Raw genomic sequence first — 17,512 nt, 5'->3', positions numbered from 1 at the left:
TTTTTTCGTGCCCGGCACCCCTGGATGCGTTGGGCGAAGTTATCCACAATCGCGAAAGATTCTGCTGCGGGTGATGAATGAGCGCAAAACTGGATGGAACCGAATCATTCCAGGAGGGACACCATGCTAGAACCTACAGACTTCCGCCTCACTGTGCGCAGCTCATTGCCCGACACGGTCCTGCTAAGCCTCGTCGCTGCCTATGAAACAGAGGAGAAAGGCTATGCCATCGTGCTCTGCGGTTCAGCCAAGCACCAGCAGGCTATTGGGTACACGCTGGGCTTGACCACGATTGGGCATCCTGAAATCACCAGTGTTGGGGGAGACGGGGATGATGTTTTCGCCTTGCTCTCCCATGTTGCAGAGCAAGTCGTTGATCACGGGCAGGTCTTTTCGGAAGGCCAGCACAGTACGTCTTTGTTCAGCAAGCTCACCTTCAAGGAGTCTTCGGCCGCATTGCCTGAGCTTCCCATCTCGCGTCTGATTATTGGTAAGGCCCCAGTTTCGAGGCTCCAGTGCATGATGCCGTTGGACTTCGTCAATATCCAGCCGCAGACGCTGTCCGCGGATCTACGCCGCGTCGCTTGATCTGGAGCAAGAGTCCGCGAGGTGCATATCTGGGCGCGAGATGAGCTTTTTGTTGTGCTGGGTCGGACTAGCTAATGCTTGAATTGCACAGAAGGCCTGAATTGGATGGTCCGTCCGGCCCTCATGCGGCGCATGCTGGATGGTACCGGCAGATGCCCGAGGGTTTCGAGCCTCAGTACTGGAGCGCAATTCGTCGTAGGAAATTCTTGCGGAGCATCTAGCTTTCCCGGTAAATCGCCGCTGCCTCGTTTTCAGCGAGAACTTTTGCCTGATGCGCTGCACGCAGCGCCTGGTGGCTATCGGACTTGCGCACCTTGAGGTAGGACAGTCCAACGACGAGGAACCACAGCGGAGTAGCCAGCAACGCGGAGCGCGTATCAGCCTGCGTGGTCAATGCCCACAGGATGAAGATGAAGAAGGCGAGCACCATGTATGGGGCTCCCATCCCGCCTGGAACTTTGAACTTCGAGGCATCATGCAGGTGCGGGCGACGCTTGCGGAAGGCCAAATAGCTGATCAGGATCATTGACCAGACGAACATGAAGCACAACGCAGACACCGTGGTGACCAACGTGAACGCCTGGGCCACCGAGTCGCCCGCGTACAGCAGGACCACGGCGGCAAGCAGGAACATGCAGGAGAACAGCAACGCATTGCGCGGTACCTGCGTGGTCGACAGCTTGCTGAACTTCTTCGGAGCATCTCCATCTTGGGACAGGGCGTACAGCATGCGGGAGGTGGAGTAGATTCCGGAATTGGCGCTGGAAGCCGCCGCCGTCAGGACAACGAAATTAACCAGACCCGCAGCTGCAGCCAAGCCGGCCATCGAGAACATGCCGACGAATGGCGATTCATCAGCGGAGAACTTGTACCAGGGCGTGACGGCCATCAGGACGGTCAACGCACCGACGTAGAACAGGATCACGCGCAGCGGAATGGAATTGATCGCCTTGGGCAGATTCTTCTCAGGGTCCTTGGTCTCGGCCGCTGCAGTGCCAACCAATTCAATGCCAACGAACGCGAAAACAGCGATCTGGAAGCCAGCGACAAAGCCCATGAAACCGGTGGGGAACATGCCGCCGTGCGCCCAGAGGTGGACGAAGGACGCGGTGTCTCCCTCTGATGAGCTGAAACCGGTGGCGATCATGGCCAGTCCGCAGACAATCAAGGCCAGAATGGCGACGATTTTCACCAACGAGAACCAGAACTCGGTCTCGCCGAAGGCCTTGACAGTTGGCAGATTCAATCCGGCCAATAGCAGGATGCAGCACAGCGCAGGAAGCCACAACGGGATCTCGGACCACCAGTAGGCGACGTACTGGGCGATGGCGACTACGTCGGCAATGCCGGTGACAACCCAGCAGAACCAGTAGGTCCAGCCGGTGAAGAAGGCGGCCCAAGGCCCCAGCAGGTCTCCGGCAAAATCTGCGAAAGTCTTGTAGTTCAAGTTGCTGAGCAGGATCTCGCCCATGGCGCGCATGACGAAGAAGAGCATGAAGCCGATGATCATGTACACGAATATGACCGACGGTCCGGCTGCCGAGATGGTCTTGCCGGAGCCCATGAACAAGCCGGTGCCAACTGCTCCGGAGATCGCCATGAGCTGGATATGCCTGCTGGACAGGCCGCGCTCAAGTTTCGTTCCGGAGGAATCGGTTTTCAGTTGCGTGGAATCGTTCGCCACGGCTGCACCTTTCATGAGCAGATCCCTTCGGTTTTTCGAAGGAGACGGCCCGCTGGGAGGAAGGACTAGACCGCAGAACGAGGTTATCGCAGATGCATTGACCGACTATATTTGGCCGTCAACGCAGAGTGCGAGCAGGCTTAACAGTTGTGAAATTCGTTATATGCACCTGGCTCAAAGGATGCTGCAAGCTGCTTCGCACAATAGCTGGGGGAGCAGGCCTGGCCCTTGGGAGCGATTAATCGAAGTGGCCAGTCGCAAAGCTGGCAGGAATGGGCAAGGAAGAAAACCAATCGAATATCCATGAAGGAATTTCTCCGGTTCCGGCGAATGGAATTAGCGTGATGCGCTTGATTAGCTGATTCAGAATTATCGGTGATCATTTCCAGCTTTGTGCACGTTGCCGTCGGATATCGGAAACGGCAGATCCAGTAAAAGGGGAACATCAGGATCACCACGAAATCCAGGCGCACTTTTCACTGCAGAACAGCCAGGCTGGCGCACAGGAGCACCACGAAACCCGGTTGCTTTTGCGTTGTATTTCTAGGCAACCGGTTCACTTGAAGCAAATACTGTACATGGCCAGTGGAAGCTATGCGTGGCAAGTGAGTAGTGTAGGACTTATGGCATTCCGAAATCGTCGAGCTGCGGCTCTTCCTGCAAAATTGTCCCGTTCCTGGCTCTTGGTCAATGCTGCCAAGGAGGAAACTTTCGCCCCTTCACTAGCATGTGAAGCGGACTCGGTGATTTTCGATATGGAAGCTGCCGTTCCTGATGATCAGAAGATCCAGGCTCGCGACAACGTGGTACGCGCCCTGTCCAATGGCATGACTGCCTGGGTGCGCGTCAACGGCATTGACACCGATTTCTGGGCCGATGACCTTGCCGCATTGTCCGGCGCCCCCGGCCTGCGCGGAATCATGCTGGCCATGACCGAGCAGCCTGAACAAGTGACCTACAGCGCGATGCGCCTGCGCGCGGGCACACCGGTACTGGCCTTGATCGAAACCGCCTTGGGCATCGAGAATGCAACGAAGATCGCTTCGGCTCCAGGCACCTTCCGCCTGGCATTCGGCATCAACGACTTCCGCAAGGACACCGGCATCTCCGATGAGCCGATGGCCCTGGCCTACGCACGCGGCCGCCTCGTCATCGCTTCGCGCGTCGGCAAGCTGCCCGGCCCAATCGACGGGCCACCGCCAGCAGGTGCCGACGCGGCCAAGGTGACCGAGGAAACCCGCGTTACCGCTTCCATGGGCATGACCGGCAAGCTGTCCCTGTCCGTTGACCACGTTGATGGCATCAACGCCGCACTGGCACCAAGCGAAGACGAACTGTCCTGGGCCATGGAACTGCTCGAAGCGCATGCCGCGGGCGCATCTGTGGGCGACGGCTCGTACCTGCCTCGCTTGGCCCGTGCCCAGAAGATTGCCGACCTGGCCGACTCCTACGGCTTGTGGAACGCCTAAGGTACTAACCTTCTTCCAACAGCAAAGGACCCGTCCGGCGTCTGGATTCAACCAGATGCCGGACGGGTCCTTTTCGCTAGCTGCGCCTATGCCTCGTGGGCACCGCGGTTGCGCGAGGAGCCGACTACGTCGCCGGCCTTCCACTCGGCCCAGCCGGGACGATCGATCATGAAGTCCTCGATCTGCGCCTTGCTCGCTTCCAGCTTCGGGTCATGCTTGAGGTACCAGCGGGTTTCGCGTGCCACCATGCCCGACAGGATCAGCAGGCCGATCAGGTTCGGCAGGGCCATCAGGCCGTTCATCATGTCCGAGAAGTTCCACACTGCGGTCAGCTCGGTGGTGCAGCCTACGTAGACGACCAGCGAGAACACGACGCGGAACGGCATGACCAGCTTGCGGCCGAACAGGCGCTCGATGTTGCGCTCGCCGTAGTAGCTCCAGCCCAGGATGGTGGAGAAGGCGAACATGACCAGGCCGATGGTCACGATCCAGTGGCCCCACTCGCCTGGCAGGCCGTGGGTGAAGGCCTGTCCGGTCATCAGCGCGGCGGAGATCTGCTCGCCGGTGGCCTCGTCGATCAGGTTCCAGGTGCCGGTGGTGATGATGACCAGGCCGGTGCAGGTGACCACGATGATGGTGTCGATGAAGGTCTGGGTCATGGAGACCAGGCCCTGGCGAACCGGGTGGGTGGTCTGCGCCGACGCGGCGGCGATGGCGGCCGAGCCCATGCCGGACTCGTTGGAGAAGATGCCGCGGGCAACACCGTACTGGATGGCGATGATGATGGCCGAGCCGGTGAAGCCGCCCACAGCGGAGGTGCCGGTGAAGGCATCGGTGAAGATGGTAGCGAAAGCTGCAGGGATGCCACCGACGTTGGCGACCAGGATGTAGATCGCTGCGGCCACGTAGAAGACGATCATCACCGGAACGAAGCCAGCGGTCACACGGCCGATGGACTTGATGCCGCCAACCAGCACCGCGATGGACAGCACGGTCAGGACCACGCCGGTGACCCATGGGGCCACGCTGAAGGAGTTCTCCAGGTTCAGGGCGATGGAGTTGCCCTGGGTCATGTTGCCGATGCCGAAGCAGGCCAGGGTGGCGGCGATGGCGAAGAACAATGCCAGGAACTTGCCGAAGGGTCCCTTGATGCCGCGTTCGAGGTAGTACTGCGGACCGCCGGACTTTTCGCCGGCGGCGTCAGTGCCGCGGTAGCGCACGCCGAGGTAGGCCTCGGTGTACTTCGAGGCCATGCCGAGCAGGCCGGTGACCCACATCCAGAACAGGGCGCCCGGGCCGCCGATGCCGATGGCCGTGGCCACGCCGACAATGTTGCCGGTACCGACGGTAGCGGCCAGCGCGGTGGTCAGTGCCTGGAACTGCGAGATGTCGCCCTCGGCATCAGCGTCCTTGCGCTTGAGCAGGCCAAGGCGCAGTGCGGCGGCGAGCTTGAAGAACTGCAGGCCGCCCAAGCGGATGGTCAGGTACAGGCCGGTGCCCAGAAGCAGCGGGATGAGGACAAACGGTCCCCAAATGACGGAAGAGATATCCCCGAAGAGAGTGCCCAAAGCGTCCATGGATTCAATATCCTTATGTGCGAGTGACTGATGATGAAGAGTCTCAGGCGAGAAGCCGATTCCCTTATGTGAGTGCCATCATATGGCACTCGGGAGAGGTGTGTCACAAAGCGCGCTGGTTCGGGGCATGTCCAGTTCATTAACTTATTTTCACCAATGGATCAGCTGTTTGGGCCGAAAAGGCTCCGCCGGCATCCACTGCGGTGGATGCCGGCAAGCTGCGGGGCTTCAGCCCTGCCGCACTTTCATGCGCGGATTCTTCTTGTTGATCACGAAGACGCGGCCGCGTCGTCTGACCACTTGCGATCCCGGTGCCTTCTTCAGTGCACGGATGGAATTCCTAACTTTCATGCCATTCACCTCCCTCGTGATTTGCGGAGTTGAACAGCCCCTTGAGCTCTTCCTCGGTGACCTGGCACTGCTCGAAAACCGTTTCAATCTGCGAAGCTTCATGCTCGGATCCGTAGAGCAGCAATTCTGAAACGGCGATATGCGAATGCCAGGCCCCGGTGTTCTCCATCCAGATGCGCGGACCGGCTCCGCCGATGGCAACGCGCTCGCTCAGCGCGCTGGCTACCCAGAGGACGCCGCGGATGCAGGTGCAGGACTCAGCCAAGGATGGCAGGGCTTGGCGGAAGCGCTCGGGGTGGAGCGGACGTTCCGCGTGCAGGCGGATCGGCGCACTGCTGGCATCAAGGGGTGTTCGCGGCAGATGCCCGGCGCTGGTGCGCTGGCGTGCCGCGGCGGGGTGGAAGGATCCGAGTTCCCCTTCGTGCACGCAGATTTGCGCATGCGGCGCCATCTGCCGTGCCAGGCCGAGACCGGCTTCGTAGCGGATGCCGCCAGCACGCCGCGGACCTGCAGCATCCTCAAGCAGCTGGGCTTCCAGGCCTTCAACCGGAATGAGCGTATCTGCCTGCATCAGTTCGGTGAAGAAGAACTCTCCGGCAGTCCGCGCATCGTGCTCCATGGCGTTGAATCCCGATTCCCAGAGGGTATGCCGATCCCACATCTGGTTTTCCAATTCGGCTGGATCCAAGGCCAGCGCGATGCTGCTGATCTGCAGATCCAGTGGTTCGAGTTGTGTTTCGAGCATCTGGAGCACCGAGGCGCTATGCCAGGTGGAAGGCAGCCCCAAGACCATGGTGGTTTCGGAATCCTGGGGTGCCAGGCGCCTGATGGTCGGCAGGATCTCGAATTTCGTGGCACAGCCAATGCAGGGATGCTCAAGCACTGCATCAGCGCGTTCGGCGGTCGCCGATCCAAAGACATGGCGCACCAGCCGATTGCCGTCGACGAAGTCATAGCGCAGGAAGATGGCATCGGGGTGGTGGCGTCGCAGGTGCTCCAAGCCGGTGTCGCGGCTGGAGGTGTCAAGTGCGGAGAGGACAATGAGGTTCACGCATCACAGCTTATATGAGAATGAGACTCAATAACAAAAAGAAAAGCGGTGCTTAACGACCAGTGGCCTGCCCGCCGATGCGGACAGGCCCCGAGAAGCAGCGGGAATATCAGTGCTGCGGCGCGTGGAAAACTACCGTCGAGGTACCCAGGCCCTCAATCGAGGTCTCCAACGCGTCGCCGTGCTTGAGCCACGGGTGGCGCCCATTCTCGTCCCGGCGACCCAAGGCGACACCGGAAGGCGTGCCAGTGAGGATGACGTCGCCCGGCCGCAATTCATTGAACGTCGAAAGGTAGGAAACCAACTCATCCGCCGAGAAAATCAGGTCATCGATCTGCTCGTCCTGCACCACCGCGCCATTAACCTTGCTGCTGATGCGCGCCGAAGGATTCAGCTCATCAGGGGTCACGAGCCAAGGCCCCAGGGGAGTGGAGTGGTCCCAGATTTTGCCCTGCAGCCATTCCTGGGTACGGCCCTGATAGCCGCGCATCGACACGTCGCTGGACACCGCATAGCCAGCAATATGCGCTGGCGCATCTTCTTGGCTGATGCGACGGCCAGGCTTGCCGATAATAATGGCCAGCTCTGCTTCGTAGTCCACTCGATGGTCTTCAACGGGAATTTCAATCGAGTCATTGGCACCGCAGAGGGTGGAGGCGAACTTCGCGAAAACCGTCGGATACTTCGGCAGCTCTTCGCCGACCTCGGCCGCGTGGGTCTTGTAGTTCAAACCGATGCAGTAGATTTTCTCCGGCTTGGGAATCAGCGGAGCGTAGTCGGCTTCGCCCTCGGCAATGGAATCGCCCACCAGGGCCCGGGCAATGACTTCCTGCTGGACGGTTTCCTCAAGCCGCAGGAAACGCTGCACCGAATCGATGTTGTCCAAATAATAGGCACGGCCATCTTCAATGACAGCCGCGGTGGTATGGCCTGGTTCGCTGGCGAGGCGGAGCGTGGCAAGTTTCATGAATCTATCTCACTACACTTCCGACTGAAAGTGCACCATATTTCGTACCTGCCAGGAGATTCCCATCCGCGCTGAATACGGCCAAGCCAGAGTTGTGTTATCGAAACGTGGCTTGGTCAGGCTACAGCAACCCGGCTAAACTCAGGGCATGCTCGGGTCCCAGTGACCAGTCCTGAAACAAAGATCTAGATACGAAACTAAAGTGAAGCAGGTTTTAATGTGGGTGACTTTATTGGCGAGAGATCTCGCCATATCCTCTTCGCCTCCTGGCAGCATTTCTCGCTCGTCGCGCAGTGCCTGATCCTGGCGACAATTATTTCTGTCCTTATTGCCGTACTGGTTTACCGCAATAAGTCCTTATCCGGTTTGGCCAACGGCATTAGCGCCATCGGCCTGACCATTCCATCCTTCGCCTTGATCGGTTTGCTGATTGTTCCCGTCGGCTTCGGCGTCACGCCGGCCGTCATCGTGGTGACGTTCTTCGCGGCCTTGCCGATTCTGCGCAATGCGATCGTAGGCCTGAACAACATCGAGCCAACCATTATCGAATCGGCACGCGGCATCGGCATGAGCCGGCTGAAGACGCTGCTCGCCGTGGAAATACCGATGGCGTGGCCGGTGATCCTCACGGGCATACGCATTTCTGCCCAGATGGTGATGGGCGTTGCCGCAGTGGTCTCCTACGCCCTGGGCCCAGGCCTTGGCGGATTCATCTTCCAGGGACTGTCGCGTCTAGGCGGCGCGAACTCCCTGGAATCCGTGGTTACCGGCGTCGTTGGCGTCGTTATCCTGGCGCTCATTCTTGACTTGATTTTGCTCGGCATCGGCCGACTGACTACCCCGCGAGGTATCCGTGTCTGATAATAAGATTTCCGAAAACGCCGTGGCCCAGAATGTCACCGGCGCTTCGATCATGCTCGAAGAAGTAACCAAGACGTATCCGGGGCAGAAGAAGTCGGCCGTCGGCGGCCTGACCCTCGAGATCCCCGCAGGATCCATCGTGATGTTCGTCGGGCCATCCGGCTGCGGCAAGACGACCACGCTGAAGATGATCAACCGGCTGATCGAGCCGACCAGCGGCAAGATTGTCATTGACGGCGAAGATGTCACCAGCATGAACGGCGACGAATTGCGCCGCCGCATCGGCTACGTGATCCAGGCCGGCGGCCTGTTCCCGCACATGACCGTGGCCGCAAATATCGCCATGGTGCCGAAGATGCTGGGCTGGCCCAAGGAGAAGATTGCCGCCCGCGTGGACGAGCTGCTGGAGCTGGTCTCGCTGGACCCGGACCTGTACCGGAACCGTTTCCCCAAGGAACTCTCAGGCGGCCAGCAGCAGCGCGTGGGCGTGGCCCGTGCGCTGGCAGCGGATCCTCCGGTGTTGCTGATGGATGAGCCATTTGGTGCGGTCGACCCGATTACCCGCCAGCGCCTGCAGGATGAGCTGCTCAATATCCAGTCCGAGGTCCAGAAGACCATCGTGTGCGTGACCCACGACTTCGATGAAGCGGTGAAGCTCGGCGACTGGATAGCGATCTTCAACGAAGGCGCGCAACTGGAGCAATACGATTCCCCGGAACGGATCCTGGCCAATCCGGCCAGCGAGTTCGTGGAGAACTTCATTGGCTCGGGTGCGGGCCTCAAGCAGCTGACCCTGACGCGGGTGAACGAAGTGGAGCTGGAAGACGCGCTGACCACCACCCCGGGCAAGAACGCTTCGGATGTGCTCTCGCAGCTGCAGGGTGCCGGACGCAAATACGCTGTGGTGCTTGATTCACGCGGACGTCCGCTGCGCCGGCTGGACCGCAGGCAGCTGTCGCGTGCCCAGATCATCGAGGGGACCTACGACGAAAACATGCCGGTAGTCGGCGAGCAGGCAACCTTGAATGACGCATTGGACACCATGCTGGTGGCCAGTTCCGAGTCGGCCCTGGTGACCGGGCGCCGTGATGTGCTCACCGGTGTCATTACCGTGCAGACCGTCATGGAGGCGATCGCCGCCGCCAACAATGCCGAGGATGCTGACCATGAAGCTCCGGTGGGCCTGAATTCCGGTGCCATCAATGTCGTGGACATCGACGGTGCCGCCGCCGGGCAGGGTGGTGAATCGGCATGAGATCCGAAACCCGCAGCTTGATTTGGCAAATCGCCGGAATCGCAGCTGCTTTTGCCATCCTGATGGGTTGGCTGGTGACAGCCGATCTGACCGAGACCGAACGGCAAACGCTGGATCCGGCAACAATTTGGGGCTATACCCTCGACCACCTGAAGATCACGGTCATCGCGGCGGTCATCGTCCTGCTGATCGCCATCCCGCTGGGCGTGCTGCTGACCCGTCCGGGACTGCGCAAGGCCGCCCCGGCGGTACGCGCCATAGCCAATTTCGGCCAGGCGGCACCCGCCATCGGCGTTATCGTGCTCTTGGCGTTCTGGCTGGGATTCGGCCCGAAAACCGCAATCATCTCGCTGGTGATCTACGCGATCCTCCCGGTGCTCTCCAACACCATTGTCGGCCTGCAGCAAGTTGATGCGCGTCTGGTGGAAGCCGGACGGGGAATCGGCATGAGCCAGATGGCGGTGCTGTTCAAGGTTGAACTGCCGTTGGCCGTCCCGGTGATGCTTTCGGGCATCCGCACCGCACTGGTGCTGCTGGTCGGCACCGCGACGCTGGCCACCTTCATCAACGGCGGCGGGCTGGGCATCCTGATCACCACGGGTGTGAACCTGAATCTGAATGTGGTGCTGATCGCCGGTTCGTTGCTCGTGGCCTTGCTGGCCTTGACGGTTGACTGGCTTGGCCGCGTCGTCGAACAGGTGGCCCGACCGAGAGGACTTTCGTGAACCGCAAACTGAAATTCGCTGTCCTGTCCATGGCCGCGCTGATCGGACTGACCGGCTGCGGGCTGAGCCCCTCGACCGGCACTGTGCCCCCAGCCGGCCCGGCCGAGATCAAGCCGCTGGTCGACAATGCTGCAAGCACGTCCGTGACCGTGACATCCAAGGCGTTTACCGAGCAGCTGCTGCTGGGCAAGATCACCGTGATCGCACTCGAAGCCGCTGGGTATGATGTCACCGACCTGACCAATGTTCCCGGGTCCCAGCCGGCGCGCCAGCTGCTGCTTTCCGGCGACGCGAGCGTGCTCTGGGAGTACACCGGTACCGCCTGGCTGACGTACTTGGGCCATGAGAAGCCTGTCGTGGGCGAGGAGGAGCAGTGGCAGGCGGTGCATGATGAGGATGTTGCCAACGGAATCGTCTGGGGGAACCCGGCTCCGTTGAATAACACCTATGCGTTGGCGATGAACGAGGAAACGACCAAGCGGCTGGGGATTACCAAGCTTTCCGAGCTGCAGAAGCTGGATCCCGACGAACTGACGTTCTGCGTCGACCCGGAATTCAACTCCCGTCGCGACGGTCTGACACCGATGCTGGAGCATTACGGCATCGACCGCGGCTCTGAGGTGAGCGAGGACAATATCGGTTTGTACGATGTTGGTGCCATCTACCAGGCGACCGCTAATGGCGCGTGCAACTTCGGCGAAGTCTTCACCACTGACGGACGCATCAAGGCGTTGAACCTGACCGTCCTGGAAGATGACCGGAAGTATTTCCCGAGCTACAACGCTGCCCCGGCTTTCAACGGAGAATTCCTTGACGAGCACCCGGAGATCCAGCAGATCATGGACCAGATCGCTCCATTGCTGACCGATCAGGTCTTGATGGAGCTGAATTACCAGGTCGATGTCGTTGGACGTGAACCAGCCGATGTTGCCTTCGAATGGATGGTTGGAGAGGGCCTGGTCTCCGAACCCTGATCCCGGCAACTCAAATTGCAGGCAATAAATACTGGATCCCCGGCATCTCGATGCCGGGGATCCAGTTTAATGTTGCCGAGGATTCACTGGGGATTAGTTCCGCTCCGATGGTTTTGCTTGCGGGATGGAGATAGGTGGATGCCCTCTGCCTACGGCTGATCACGGGTGCCGAGCTCGCCGTCGACTTCATCGGCGATTTCGGTGCTGGCAGCGGTAGTGATGGATTCTTCCTGCCAAATTTCCTCTAGCTCTGCAGATAGCTCGGCTTCCTCTTGGACATGATTGGGGTCTGGGTTATTTGCGTTCATGGCCTCAGTCTAGCTATGAACGTGCAGGAGTAAAGGGGTGATTGAAAAATAATTTCATCGGAAACTTTCCTAGTCAGATTCAAAAAATGAACCTTGCGACGATCCGGTTTGAACTTTTCTTGCGAAAAGTGGTTGACGCTTCAACTTCATTAGTGTCATACTGGTACCAGCAAAACAAATTGAGGCGTCAACTACTTGGCGGCCCGACGAAAGGATGTAGACATGACTGCAACTGCACTGACCACCGGAACCTGGAACCTCGACGCATCGCACTCCGAGATCGGCTTCTCGGTTCGCCACGCAGGCATCTCCAAGGTGCGCGGCAGCTTCACCGAGTTCGATGCAACCCTGACCACCGGCAAGACCCTGGCCGACTCTTCGGTTGAGGCAACCGTCCAGATCGCATCGGTCAACACCAAGGATGCCAACCGCGACGCTCACCTGAAGGGCGAGGACTTCTTCAACGCTGAGCAGTTCCCAACCATGACCTTCAAGTCCACCGCAGTCAAGGGCGACGCCGGAGAGTTTGTTCTCGTTGGCGACCTGACCATCCGCGGCGTGAGCAAGGAAGTTGAATTCGAAGCTGAGCTCGGAGGCGAAGCTGTTGACGCCTTCGGTGCAACCCGCGTTGGCTTCTTCGCATCGACCACCATTTCCCGCAAGGAATTCGGCATCACCTGGAACGCAGCACTGGAAGCCGGTGGCGTTCTGGTCAGCGACAAGGTCAAGATCGAAATCGACGCTTCGTTCGTACTGCCAACCGCAGAGTAATAGTTTCCCGAAAGCCGTCATGGGGATGACGGCGTAAGGGCCGATACCGGAAAGCCCCGGCTCACGAAAGTGAGACGGGGCTTTGCCGTTAAGAGCGTAATTGCGAGGTGCCTAGAACTCGCTGAATGAAGGTTCCATGGAAAAGGCGAGCAAGCCGAGGAACATGAAAGCGAAATACGCAACCCAAAGGATGCCGAAAATGGTGCCGATCCAGCCGGTCACCTTGCCGACCGTGGCTGCCGTGTTGAATTCCCTCTCGGCTTTGTTGGCTTTGGAAATAGCAATCGGCCCAAGAATCACGCCTGCAACGAAAAGGGACAAGATGCCAAGAATCATCGAAGTCTGCGCCAACTGGGCGCCTTCGAAATGGGCTGCAGGCGGATAGCCGAAGTTGCCCGGGGGATATGGGCCCGGCTGGCCGTGAGCCTGCTGGTTGTAGTACGGCTGCTGAGGCACCCCATTGAGCTCGTAGTAGCCAGGTTGCTGGTACTGCTGGTTCTGCCCCTGCTGTCCCGAAGAATAAGGGTTTCTCGGTTCTTCGCTTGGACTGGTCATGACAACCTGCTTTCCGTTCGTGAAGCTCATGCGCCTAGTTCAAGATTCTCTCATGCAGATGGCCAAAGCGCCTGAGCAATAGGAACTTTCCGCAACGAAATGAAGGCTCGAACCTGCCAGGATGCCTAGCTTGCAGGATGCTTTCGGCGCCAGAGCGCATGGGTGCCGGTGGCCAACGCCACGAGCAGCAGGCTGAATGCCAACCCGAAGCCGAAGATCTGGCCGTAGCCGCCATGCTGCGCCAGATCCGCGGTGAGGTAGGTCGCCGCAGAAGCTCCGGCAAACAGGGCAAAGACGAAGAGCGAAACGGTGGTGGCCCTCGCGTCTGGCGAGATATCGGTTGCCCAGCCCTGCATGGACGAGTGCATGATGGCATTCGTGGCGCCCAGCAGGAATGCCGTGACGGTGTACGAGGCAGGGTATGGTGCGAATGCTGAGGGGAGGAACGCCGCGCAAAGCACCAGTCCGCCAGCGCCGATAAGCCACGTTCGGCTGAAACGTGCCACCAATCGGCGCATCAAGCGCGCGCCCAAGATGACTCCCACAGCGAAAGCGCAGCCCAGCGCTCCGGCCAGGCCGATGGAGACACCTGATTCCTGCAAGGCCGGGACGATATAGGTCAGCAAGCCCATCAGCAGGCCGCCTTCGAGGAAGACGATGCCGTAGAGGGCCAAATTCATTGGACGCAACGCGGCACGGAAATTGAACCCGGACCGGGAACGCTCCGGCTCCGCGGACTTCCGCAGGGAATACAGGGCAGCAATGCAACCGAGTGCAGGCAAGAAGAACACCAGCCGCCAATTGGCATAGGACGCCAATGCTCCCGAAGCCAACGTCGCCAAGGTCGTGCCCAGCGAGGAATAGACCTGCAGATCGGAAAGGCCCCGGGCGCGTTCTACACCGGTGCGGGTATCGCCCAACAGCGTCAAAAGGGTCGGGTACAGCGCTCCGAACATGAGTCCGGAGATGGAGCGGGCAATGAGCAGCGGCAGGTAGTTGGTGAACAGGATGCTTGCGATTGCGGCCAGCGCGGCTCCGATGAGCGCAGCACGCAACACCGCCAAGCGCCCGAAGCGGTCACTGAGCATGCCCCAGATCGGCTGGCCAATGGCATAGAACAAGGCATAGGACGCTACCAGTTGGACCGCTTGCGCGAAGCTGAGCGAGGTGCCGACCGACAAAGCGACCAGCATCGGCGGGGTGCCATAGCGGTCGAAGAAGGAGAGGAAGCCTATGAAGCGCAAAGCAGAATCGGGAACGCCATGTGCCCGAGACTGGAGGTCCTGATCTTGCCGCATTCCGGCCTTTCGCTTCTATTTCTTCTGCTTACCTACCCATGTAAGCAGAGTGCGCCCTGCACAACTGCCATTCATGACAGTGGTGCAGGGCACAAGACGAGCTGCAAGTCAGGCAGTCACCACGGTTCCGGCCATGAATCGGGCGAAGAACTCCGTCAGAGCCGAGGTGCCATCCAATGGGAGCACCATGGACACGTACTGGTCCGGGCGAACGACCACCAGCGCCCCCGCAACGCGGTCGATGCCGCGAACCTCGTAGATTTCCTCCCCGCCATCAACCAGTTTCGAGGCAAAGGCCTTTTCATAGTCGCGCAGGCCGTACTTGCCCTTGGCCGGAACCAGCAGCGCCGGCAGATCCGCAACGGTGGTCTCCGTGTGCGAACCCTGGTGCACGCCGCGCAAGTCGAACACCGCGTCGACATCAGCGCCTGCAGGCGTGAAGCGCCGCAGCGGCGAGTCCGGATCCTCGACCAGGAACTGGATCAAGGCATCATACTTCGGCGAAGCACCTTGGGCATCGCGGTCCGCGAATGCGTACAGGCGCCACCGTCCATCTGCCTGGGCGGTGTGGCCCAAACCGATGCGCTGCGCATCGGCAATGCGCGTGACATCCGAAGAGTGGAAGCGCTCGCCGACGGGGAAGCCGGCAGCCAGATGCTGGTGCTCGGTGCCGCCAGTGAGCAGGGAGGGCGTGTAGCGGGTGCCGAAGCCCGCGGTGAACTGGCCACCGCACTGGAATTGCTCCTGGACCTGGTTTGGATCCAGCCCGCCTGCTTCGGGCTTGCCGGGATCCTTGGGCGCGGTCGACATGGTCTTGGACCAGCGGGTGTCGAAAAAGATCAGTTCCCGGGCGATGGCCTGGCGTTCTTCGGAGTAGGTGCGCAGCAGCGAGCTGTGGGCGCGGCCCTGCAGCACGGCTGCCAGTTTCCAGCCGAGATTGAAAGTGTCCTGCATGGAAACATTCATGCCCTGGCCGGCCTTGGCCGAGTGGGTGTGGCAGGCATCCCCGGCGATGAAAATGCGCGGTGACGCATCAGGGGCCGCATTGGCATCCAGGTCATCGAAACGGGCGGCCACGCGCTGGCCGACTTCATAGACTGACCACCATGCGATTTCCTTCACGTCCAGCGAGTAGGGGTGGATGATCCGCTGCGCGGTGGCAATCAGCTGGTCCGAGGTGAAGCGGCTGCGCGCCTCGCGGTCTTCTGGGTCCAGGTCTCCCATGTCCACGTACATGCGGACCATGTATCCGCCCTCGCGTGGGATCAACAGGATGTTGCCGCCATCGGCGGACTGGATGGCTGCCTTGAAGCGGATGTCCGGGAAGTCGGTGGTGGCCAGAATATCCATGACGCCCCACGCATGGTTGCGGGCATCGCCTTCGAGCTTGATGCCCAGGGACCGGCGCACAGCGGACCGGGCACCATCGGTGCCCACCACGTACTTGGCCTGGATCTGCTGCTCTTCGCCGTTGCGCCGGACGGTGGCCGCCACAGGATAGTCCCCGTCATTGGTGTTTTCCACGGAGATCAGCTCTACTCCATAGTAGGGAGCTGTACGGCTTGGGCTCTTGGAGGCCTTGTCGAAGAGGAAATCCTGGAGGCGGGCCTGGTTCACGATCAGGTGCGGGTATTCGCTCAGGCCTTCGGCAACGTCCTTGACCCGGCTATTGCGCGTGATCTGCGAACGGTCTTTGGCATCAGGGCCCCAGAAGACGGTCTCGTTCACGCTGTAGCCTTCGCGCAGCAGGCGGTCTGCCAGGCCGAAGGCGTTGAACATTTCCACCGTGCGGCAGGCGACGCCATCGGCGTGGCCCATCAGGAGCGGTTCGCCATTCTTCTCGATGACCAGGGTGTGCAGGTCGCCGAACTCGGCGAGCTGCGCAGTCAAGATGGCCCCGGCCGGACCGGTTCCCGCGATGAGCACATCAACCTGAGTGGGGAGTACCTCCGGGTCGTGCTCGCGCTGCGCTGGCTGGATATCGGGGCTTCCGGTGCGGAAGCCATTGAGGTAGTACTGCATGTTCGGCCTTTGCAGGTTGACAGCGCCGTGATGCCGCTGTGGAAAGGTAAAAGGATTGCCTTGAGGCTATTGCTTTCCCGCGATCTCAGGCCATGTTGTTCTGCAGAGCAGAATCCTGGGCCATGCGGCGCACTTCGGAGCGGGCCGCATGCAGCGCGTAAGCTCGGAGCATGCAGTTCAAGAGATACCGCCGGAAGCGGCCGTCCTATCCCATTGCCTCGGTGGATAATGCCTTGGCCCTGCTTGAGTTGCTGCGCGATTTCGGCACCCTGCGCCTGAGTGATGCGGCGCTGGAATTGGGCATCTCGCGCTCCACGGCCCACCGGCTGCTGGCCATGCTGGTGTACCGCGGTTTTGCCGACCAGGATGCCGCTCATCGATACATTCCCGGCCCGGCCTTGGGTGTGGCTCCGGCGGGAATGAGCTGGACGGCAGAGCTGCGTCGCCGCGTGCATCCGCACCTGCAGGCACTGAGCGATGAGCTGGACGAGACCGTGAACCTGATGGTCCGCGCGGGCACGCAAGTGCGCTTCCTGGCCACCGTACAAGGCTCGCGCGCCGTGCGCGTGGGGGACCGGCAAGGCGAGGTGATGCCGGCGCATTCCGCCTCGGCTGGGAAGGCAATGCTCGCCCAACTGGGTCTCCCAGCGGTCAAGGACCTGTACCTTCTCGAATCGAGGATCAACGGCACCGACTTCCCGCAGTCCTGGTTTGCCGGTTTCGAGCAGGAGCTTATTACGGCCAACCGGCGGGGCTTTGCCGTGAACTTGGAAGAGACCGAAGTCGGCGCCAACGCATTGGGCGTGGCCATGCGGGACGGGGCCGGCGAGGTGGTCGCGGGACTGAGCGTTTCCATCCCGCCGGTGCGCTTCCGCCAGATGTTCGAGGCTGGGCTGCCCTCGGCGGTCTTCGCGGCGCGTGAGCGCATTGAAGCCAGCTTGGAAGATTTCATTGCCGGGCAGTAACCGGCAATGGCAGCTGGAAGGCATTAAAAACTCGCGGCCGGTTCCCTGGAGGTTTAGGAGGGGAACCGGCCGCGATAGCTTGGTGAGCTGG

General features: G+C 60.4%; 17 protein-coding genes. 8 read left to right on the top strand and 9 right to left on the bottom strand.

Annotation, left to right across the window (positions count from 1 at the left end):
- Positions 1 to 93: 93 nt before the first annotated feature.
- The gene (locus F0M17_RS13940; RefSeq protein ID WP_073707783.1) at positions 94 to 588 is read left to right on the top strand and encodes a DUF4262 domain-containing protein; all 495 of its coding nucleotides are present in this window, start codon (positions 94 to 96) and stop codon (positions 586 to 588) included.
- Positions 589 to 805: 217 nt separating this feature from the next.
- On the opposite strand, the gene F0M17_RS13935 is transcribed toward F0M17_RS13940, so the two are convergent.
- A complete protein-coding gene (locus F0M17_RS13935) occupies positions 806 to 2,287 on the bottom strand; it encodes an amino acid permease (RefSeq protein WP_149597345.1) in 1,482 nt (493 codons plus the stop codon).
- Between the two features lie 608 nt (positions 2,288 to 2,895).
- Here F0M17_RS13935 and F0M17_RS13930 point away from each other — a divergent pair.
- Entirely contained in the window at positions 2,896 to 3,741 is an 846-nt protein-coding gene (locus F0M17_RS13930) for a CoA ester lyase (RefSeq protein WP_038993294.1), read from the top strand.
- Between the two features lie 86 nt (positions 3,742 to 3,827).
- Here F0M17_RS13930 and F0M17_RS13925 read toward each other — a convergent pair whose 3' ends face one another.
- The 4 genes from F0M17_RS13925 to F0M17_RS13910 all read right to left on the bottom strand — a co-directional run bounded on the left by F0M17_RS13925 (position 3,828) and on the right by F0M17_RS13910 (position 7,687).
- Positions 3,828 to 5,318, bottom strand: a complete 1,491-nt coding sequence (locus F0M17_RS13925; protein WP_038993296.1) for a sodium:alanine symporter family protein — start codon at positions 5,316 to 5,318, stop codon at positions 3,828 to 3,830.
- A gap of 228 nt (positions 5,319 to 5,546) precedes the next feature.
- Positions 5,547 to 5,669, bottom strand: coding sequence for a type B 50S ribosomal protein L36 (gene ykgO, locus F0M17_RS13920; protein WP_149597344.1), 123 nt, complete (start codon positions 5,667 to 5,669; stop codon positions 5,547 to 5,549).
- A complete protein-coding gene (locus F0M17_RS13915; RefSeq protein WP_149597343.1) occupies positions 5,659 to 6,720 on the bottom strand; it encodes a GTP-binding protein in 1,062 nt (353 codons plus the stop codon). Before F0M17_RS13915 ends, ykgO begins: the two co-directional genes overlap by 11 nt.
- A gap of 109 nt (positions 6,721 to 6,829) precedes the next feature.
- Entirely contained in the window at positions 6,830 to 7,687 is an 858-nt protein-coding gene (locus tag F0M17_RS13910) for a fumarylacetoacetate hydrolase family protein (protein ID WP_149597342.1), read from the bottom strand.
- Between the two features lie 219 nt (positions 7,688 to 7,906).
- Between F0M17_RS13910 and F0M17_RS13905 the strand changes: the two genes are divergently transcribed.
- The 4 genes from F0M17_RS13905 to F0M17_RS13890 are packed head-to-tail and all read left to right on the top strand — an operon-like array spanning position 7,907 to position 11,502.
- Positions 7,907 to 8,548, top strand: a complete 642-nt coding sequence (locus tag F0M17_RS13905; RefSeq protein WP_149597341.1) for an ABC transporter permease — start codon at positions 7,907 to 7,909, stop codon at positions 8,546 to 8,548.
- 52 nt (positions 8,549 to 8,600) lie between these two features.
- The gene (locus tag F0M17_RS13900; protein ID WP_052254082.1) at positions 8,601 to 9,803 is read left to right on the top strand and encodes an ABC transporter ATP-binding protein; all 1,203 of its coding nucleotides are present in this window, start codon (positions 8,601 to 8,603) and stop codon (positions 9,801 to 9,803) included.
- A complete protein-coding gene (locus F0M17_RS13895) occupies positions 9,800 to 10,528 on the top strand; it encodes an ABC transporter permease (protein ID WP_038993301.1) in 729 nt (242 codons plus the stop codon). Before F0M17_RS13900 ends, F0M17_RS13895 begins: the two co-directional genes overlap by 4 nt.
- Complete coding sequence (locus F0M17_RS13890) at positions 10,525 to 11,502, top strand: glycine betaine ABC transporter substrate-binding protein (RefSeq protein WP_038993303.1); 978 nt, start codon at positions 10,525 to 10,527, stop codon at positions 11,500 to 11,502. The genes F0M17_RS13895 and F0M17_RS13890 overlap by 4 nt, the downstream gene beginning before the upstream one ends.
- 149 nt (positions 11,503 to 11,651) lie before the next feature.
- Here the strand turns inward: F0M17_RS13890 and F0M17_RS17490 are convergent, their stop codons facing one another.
- Positions 11,652 to 11,810 (bottom strand): hypothetical protein, encoded by a 159-nt coding sequence (locus F0M17_RS17490; RefSeq protein WP_158024707.1) that lies wholly within the window; start codon positions 11,808 to 11,810, stop codon positions 11,652 to 11,654.
- A gap of 222 nt (positions 11,811 to 12,032) precedes the next feature.
- Between F0M17_RS17490 and F0M17_RS13885 the strand changes: the two genes are divergently transcribed.
- Entirely contained in the window at positions 12,033 to 12,581 is a 549-nt protein-coding gene (locus tag F0M17_RS13885) for a YceI family protein (protein ID WP_073707789.1), read from the top strand.
- Positions 12,582 to 12,692: 111 nt separating this feature from the next.
- Here the strand turns inward: F0M17_RS13885 and F0M17_RS13880 are convergent, their stop codons facing one another.
- The 3 genes from F0M17_RS13880 to F0M17_RS13870 all read right to left on the bottom strand — a co-directional run bounded on the left by F0M17_RS13880 (position 12,693) and on the right by F0M17_RS13870 (position 16,456).
- Complete coding sequence (locus F0M17_RS13880; protein WP_141357255.1) at positions 12,693 to 13,136, bottom strand: DUF4190 domain-containing protein; 444 nt, start codon at positions 13,134 to 13,136, stop codon at positions 12,693 to 12,695.
- Between the two features lie 125 nt (positions 13,137 to 13,261).
- The gene (locus tag F0M17_RS13875; RefSeq protein WP_233125396.1) at positions 13,262 to 14,380 is read right to left on the bottom strand and encodes an MFS transporter; all 1,119 of its coding nucleotides are present in this window, start codon (positions 14,378 to 14,380) and stop codon (positions 13,262 to 13,264) included.
- A gap of 162 nt (positions 14,381 to 14,542) precedes the next feature.
- The gene (locus F0M17_RS13870; RefSeq protein ID WP_073707791.1) at positions 14,543 to 16,456 is read right to left on the bottom strand and encodes an FAD-dependent monooxygenase; all 1,914 of its coding nucleotides are present in this window, start codon (positions 16,454 to 16,456) and stop codon (positions 14,543 to 14,545) included.
- A 170-nt stretch (positions 16,457 to 16,626) separates the two neighbouring features.
- Between F0M17_RS13870 and F0M17_RS13865 the strand changes: the two genes are divergently transcribed.
- Entirely contained in the window at positions 16,627 to 17,421 is a 795-nt protein-coding gene (locus F0M17_RS13865) for an IclR family transcriptional regulator (protein WP_149597340.1), read from the top strand.
- Positions 17,422 to 17,512 lie beyond the last annotated feature (91 nt).

It is taken from the genome of Glutamicibacter sp. ZJUTW, from assembly GCF_008370855.1.
Taxonomy (GTDB): Bacteria; Actinomycetota; Actinomycetes; order Actinomycetales; family Micrococcaceae; genus Glutamicibacter; species Glutamicibacter nicotianae.
The sequence above is the reverse complement of the archived record's forward strand: the minus strand, read 5'-3'. Positions and strand labels throughout refer to the sequence as shown.

Bases quoted from the DNA above. Each gene is read 5' to 3' on its own strand.
- F0M17_RS17490 (WP_158024707.1), bottom strand. From the start codon at position 11,810: ATGAACGCAAATAACCCAGACCCCAATCATGTCCAAGAGGAAGCCGAG.
- F0M17_RS13885 (WP_073707789.1), top strand. From the start codon at position 12,033: ATGACTGCAACTGCACTGACCACCGGAACCTGGAACCTCGACGCATCG.
- F0M17_RS13870 (WP_073707791.1), bottom strand. From the start codon at position 16,456: ATGCAGTACTACCTCAATGGCTTCCGCACCGGAAGCCCCGATATCCAG.
- F0M17_RS13880 (WP_141357255.1), bottom strand. From the start codon at position 13,136: ATGACCAGTCCAAGCGAAGAACCGAGAAACCCTTATTCTTCGGGACAG.
- F0M17_RS13910 (WP_149597342.1), bottom strand. From the start codon at position 7,687: ATGAAACTTGCCACGCTCCGCCTCGCCAGCGAACCAGGCCATACCACC.
- F0M17_RS13930 (WP_038993294.1), top strand. From the start codon at position 2,896: ATGGCATTCCGAAATCGTCGAGCTGCGGCTCTTCCTGCAAAATTGTCC.
- F0M17_RS13900 (WP_052254082.1), top strand. From the start codon at position 8,601: ATGCTCGAAGAAGTAACCAAGACGTATCCGGGGCAGAAGAAGTCGGCC.
- F0M17_RS13925 (WP_038993296.1), bottom strand. From the start codon at position 5,318: ATGGACGCTTTGGGCACTCTCTTCGGGGATATCTCTTCCGTCATTTGG.
- F0M17_RS13865 (WP_149597340.1), top strand. From the start codon at position 16,627: ATGCAGTTCAAGAGATACCGCCGGAAGCGGCCGTCCTATCCCATTGCC.
- ykgO (WP_149597344.1), bottom strand. From the start codon at position 5,669: ATGAAAGTTAGGAATTCCATCCGTGCACTGAAGAAGGCACCGGGATCG.
- F0M17_RS13940 (WP_073707783.1), top strand. From the start codon at position 94: ATGGAACCGAATCATTCCAGGAGGGACACCATGCTAGAACCTACAGAC.
- F0M17_RS13895 (WP_038993301.1), top strand. From the start codon at position 9,800: ATGAGATCCGAAACCCGCAGCTTGATTTGGCAAATCGCCGGAATCGCA.
- F0M17_RS13935 (WP_149597345.1), bottom strand. From the start codon at position 2,287: ATGAAAGGTGCAGCCGTGGCGAACGATTCCACGCAACTGAAAACCGAT.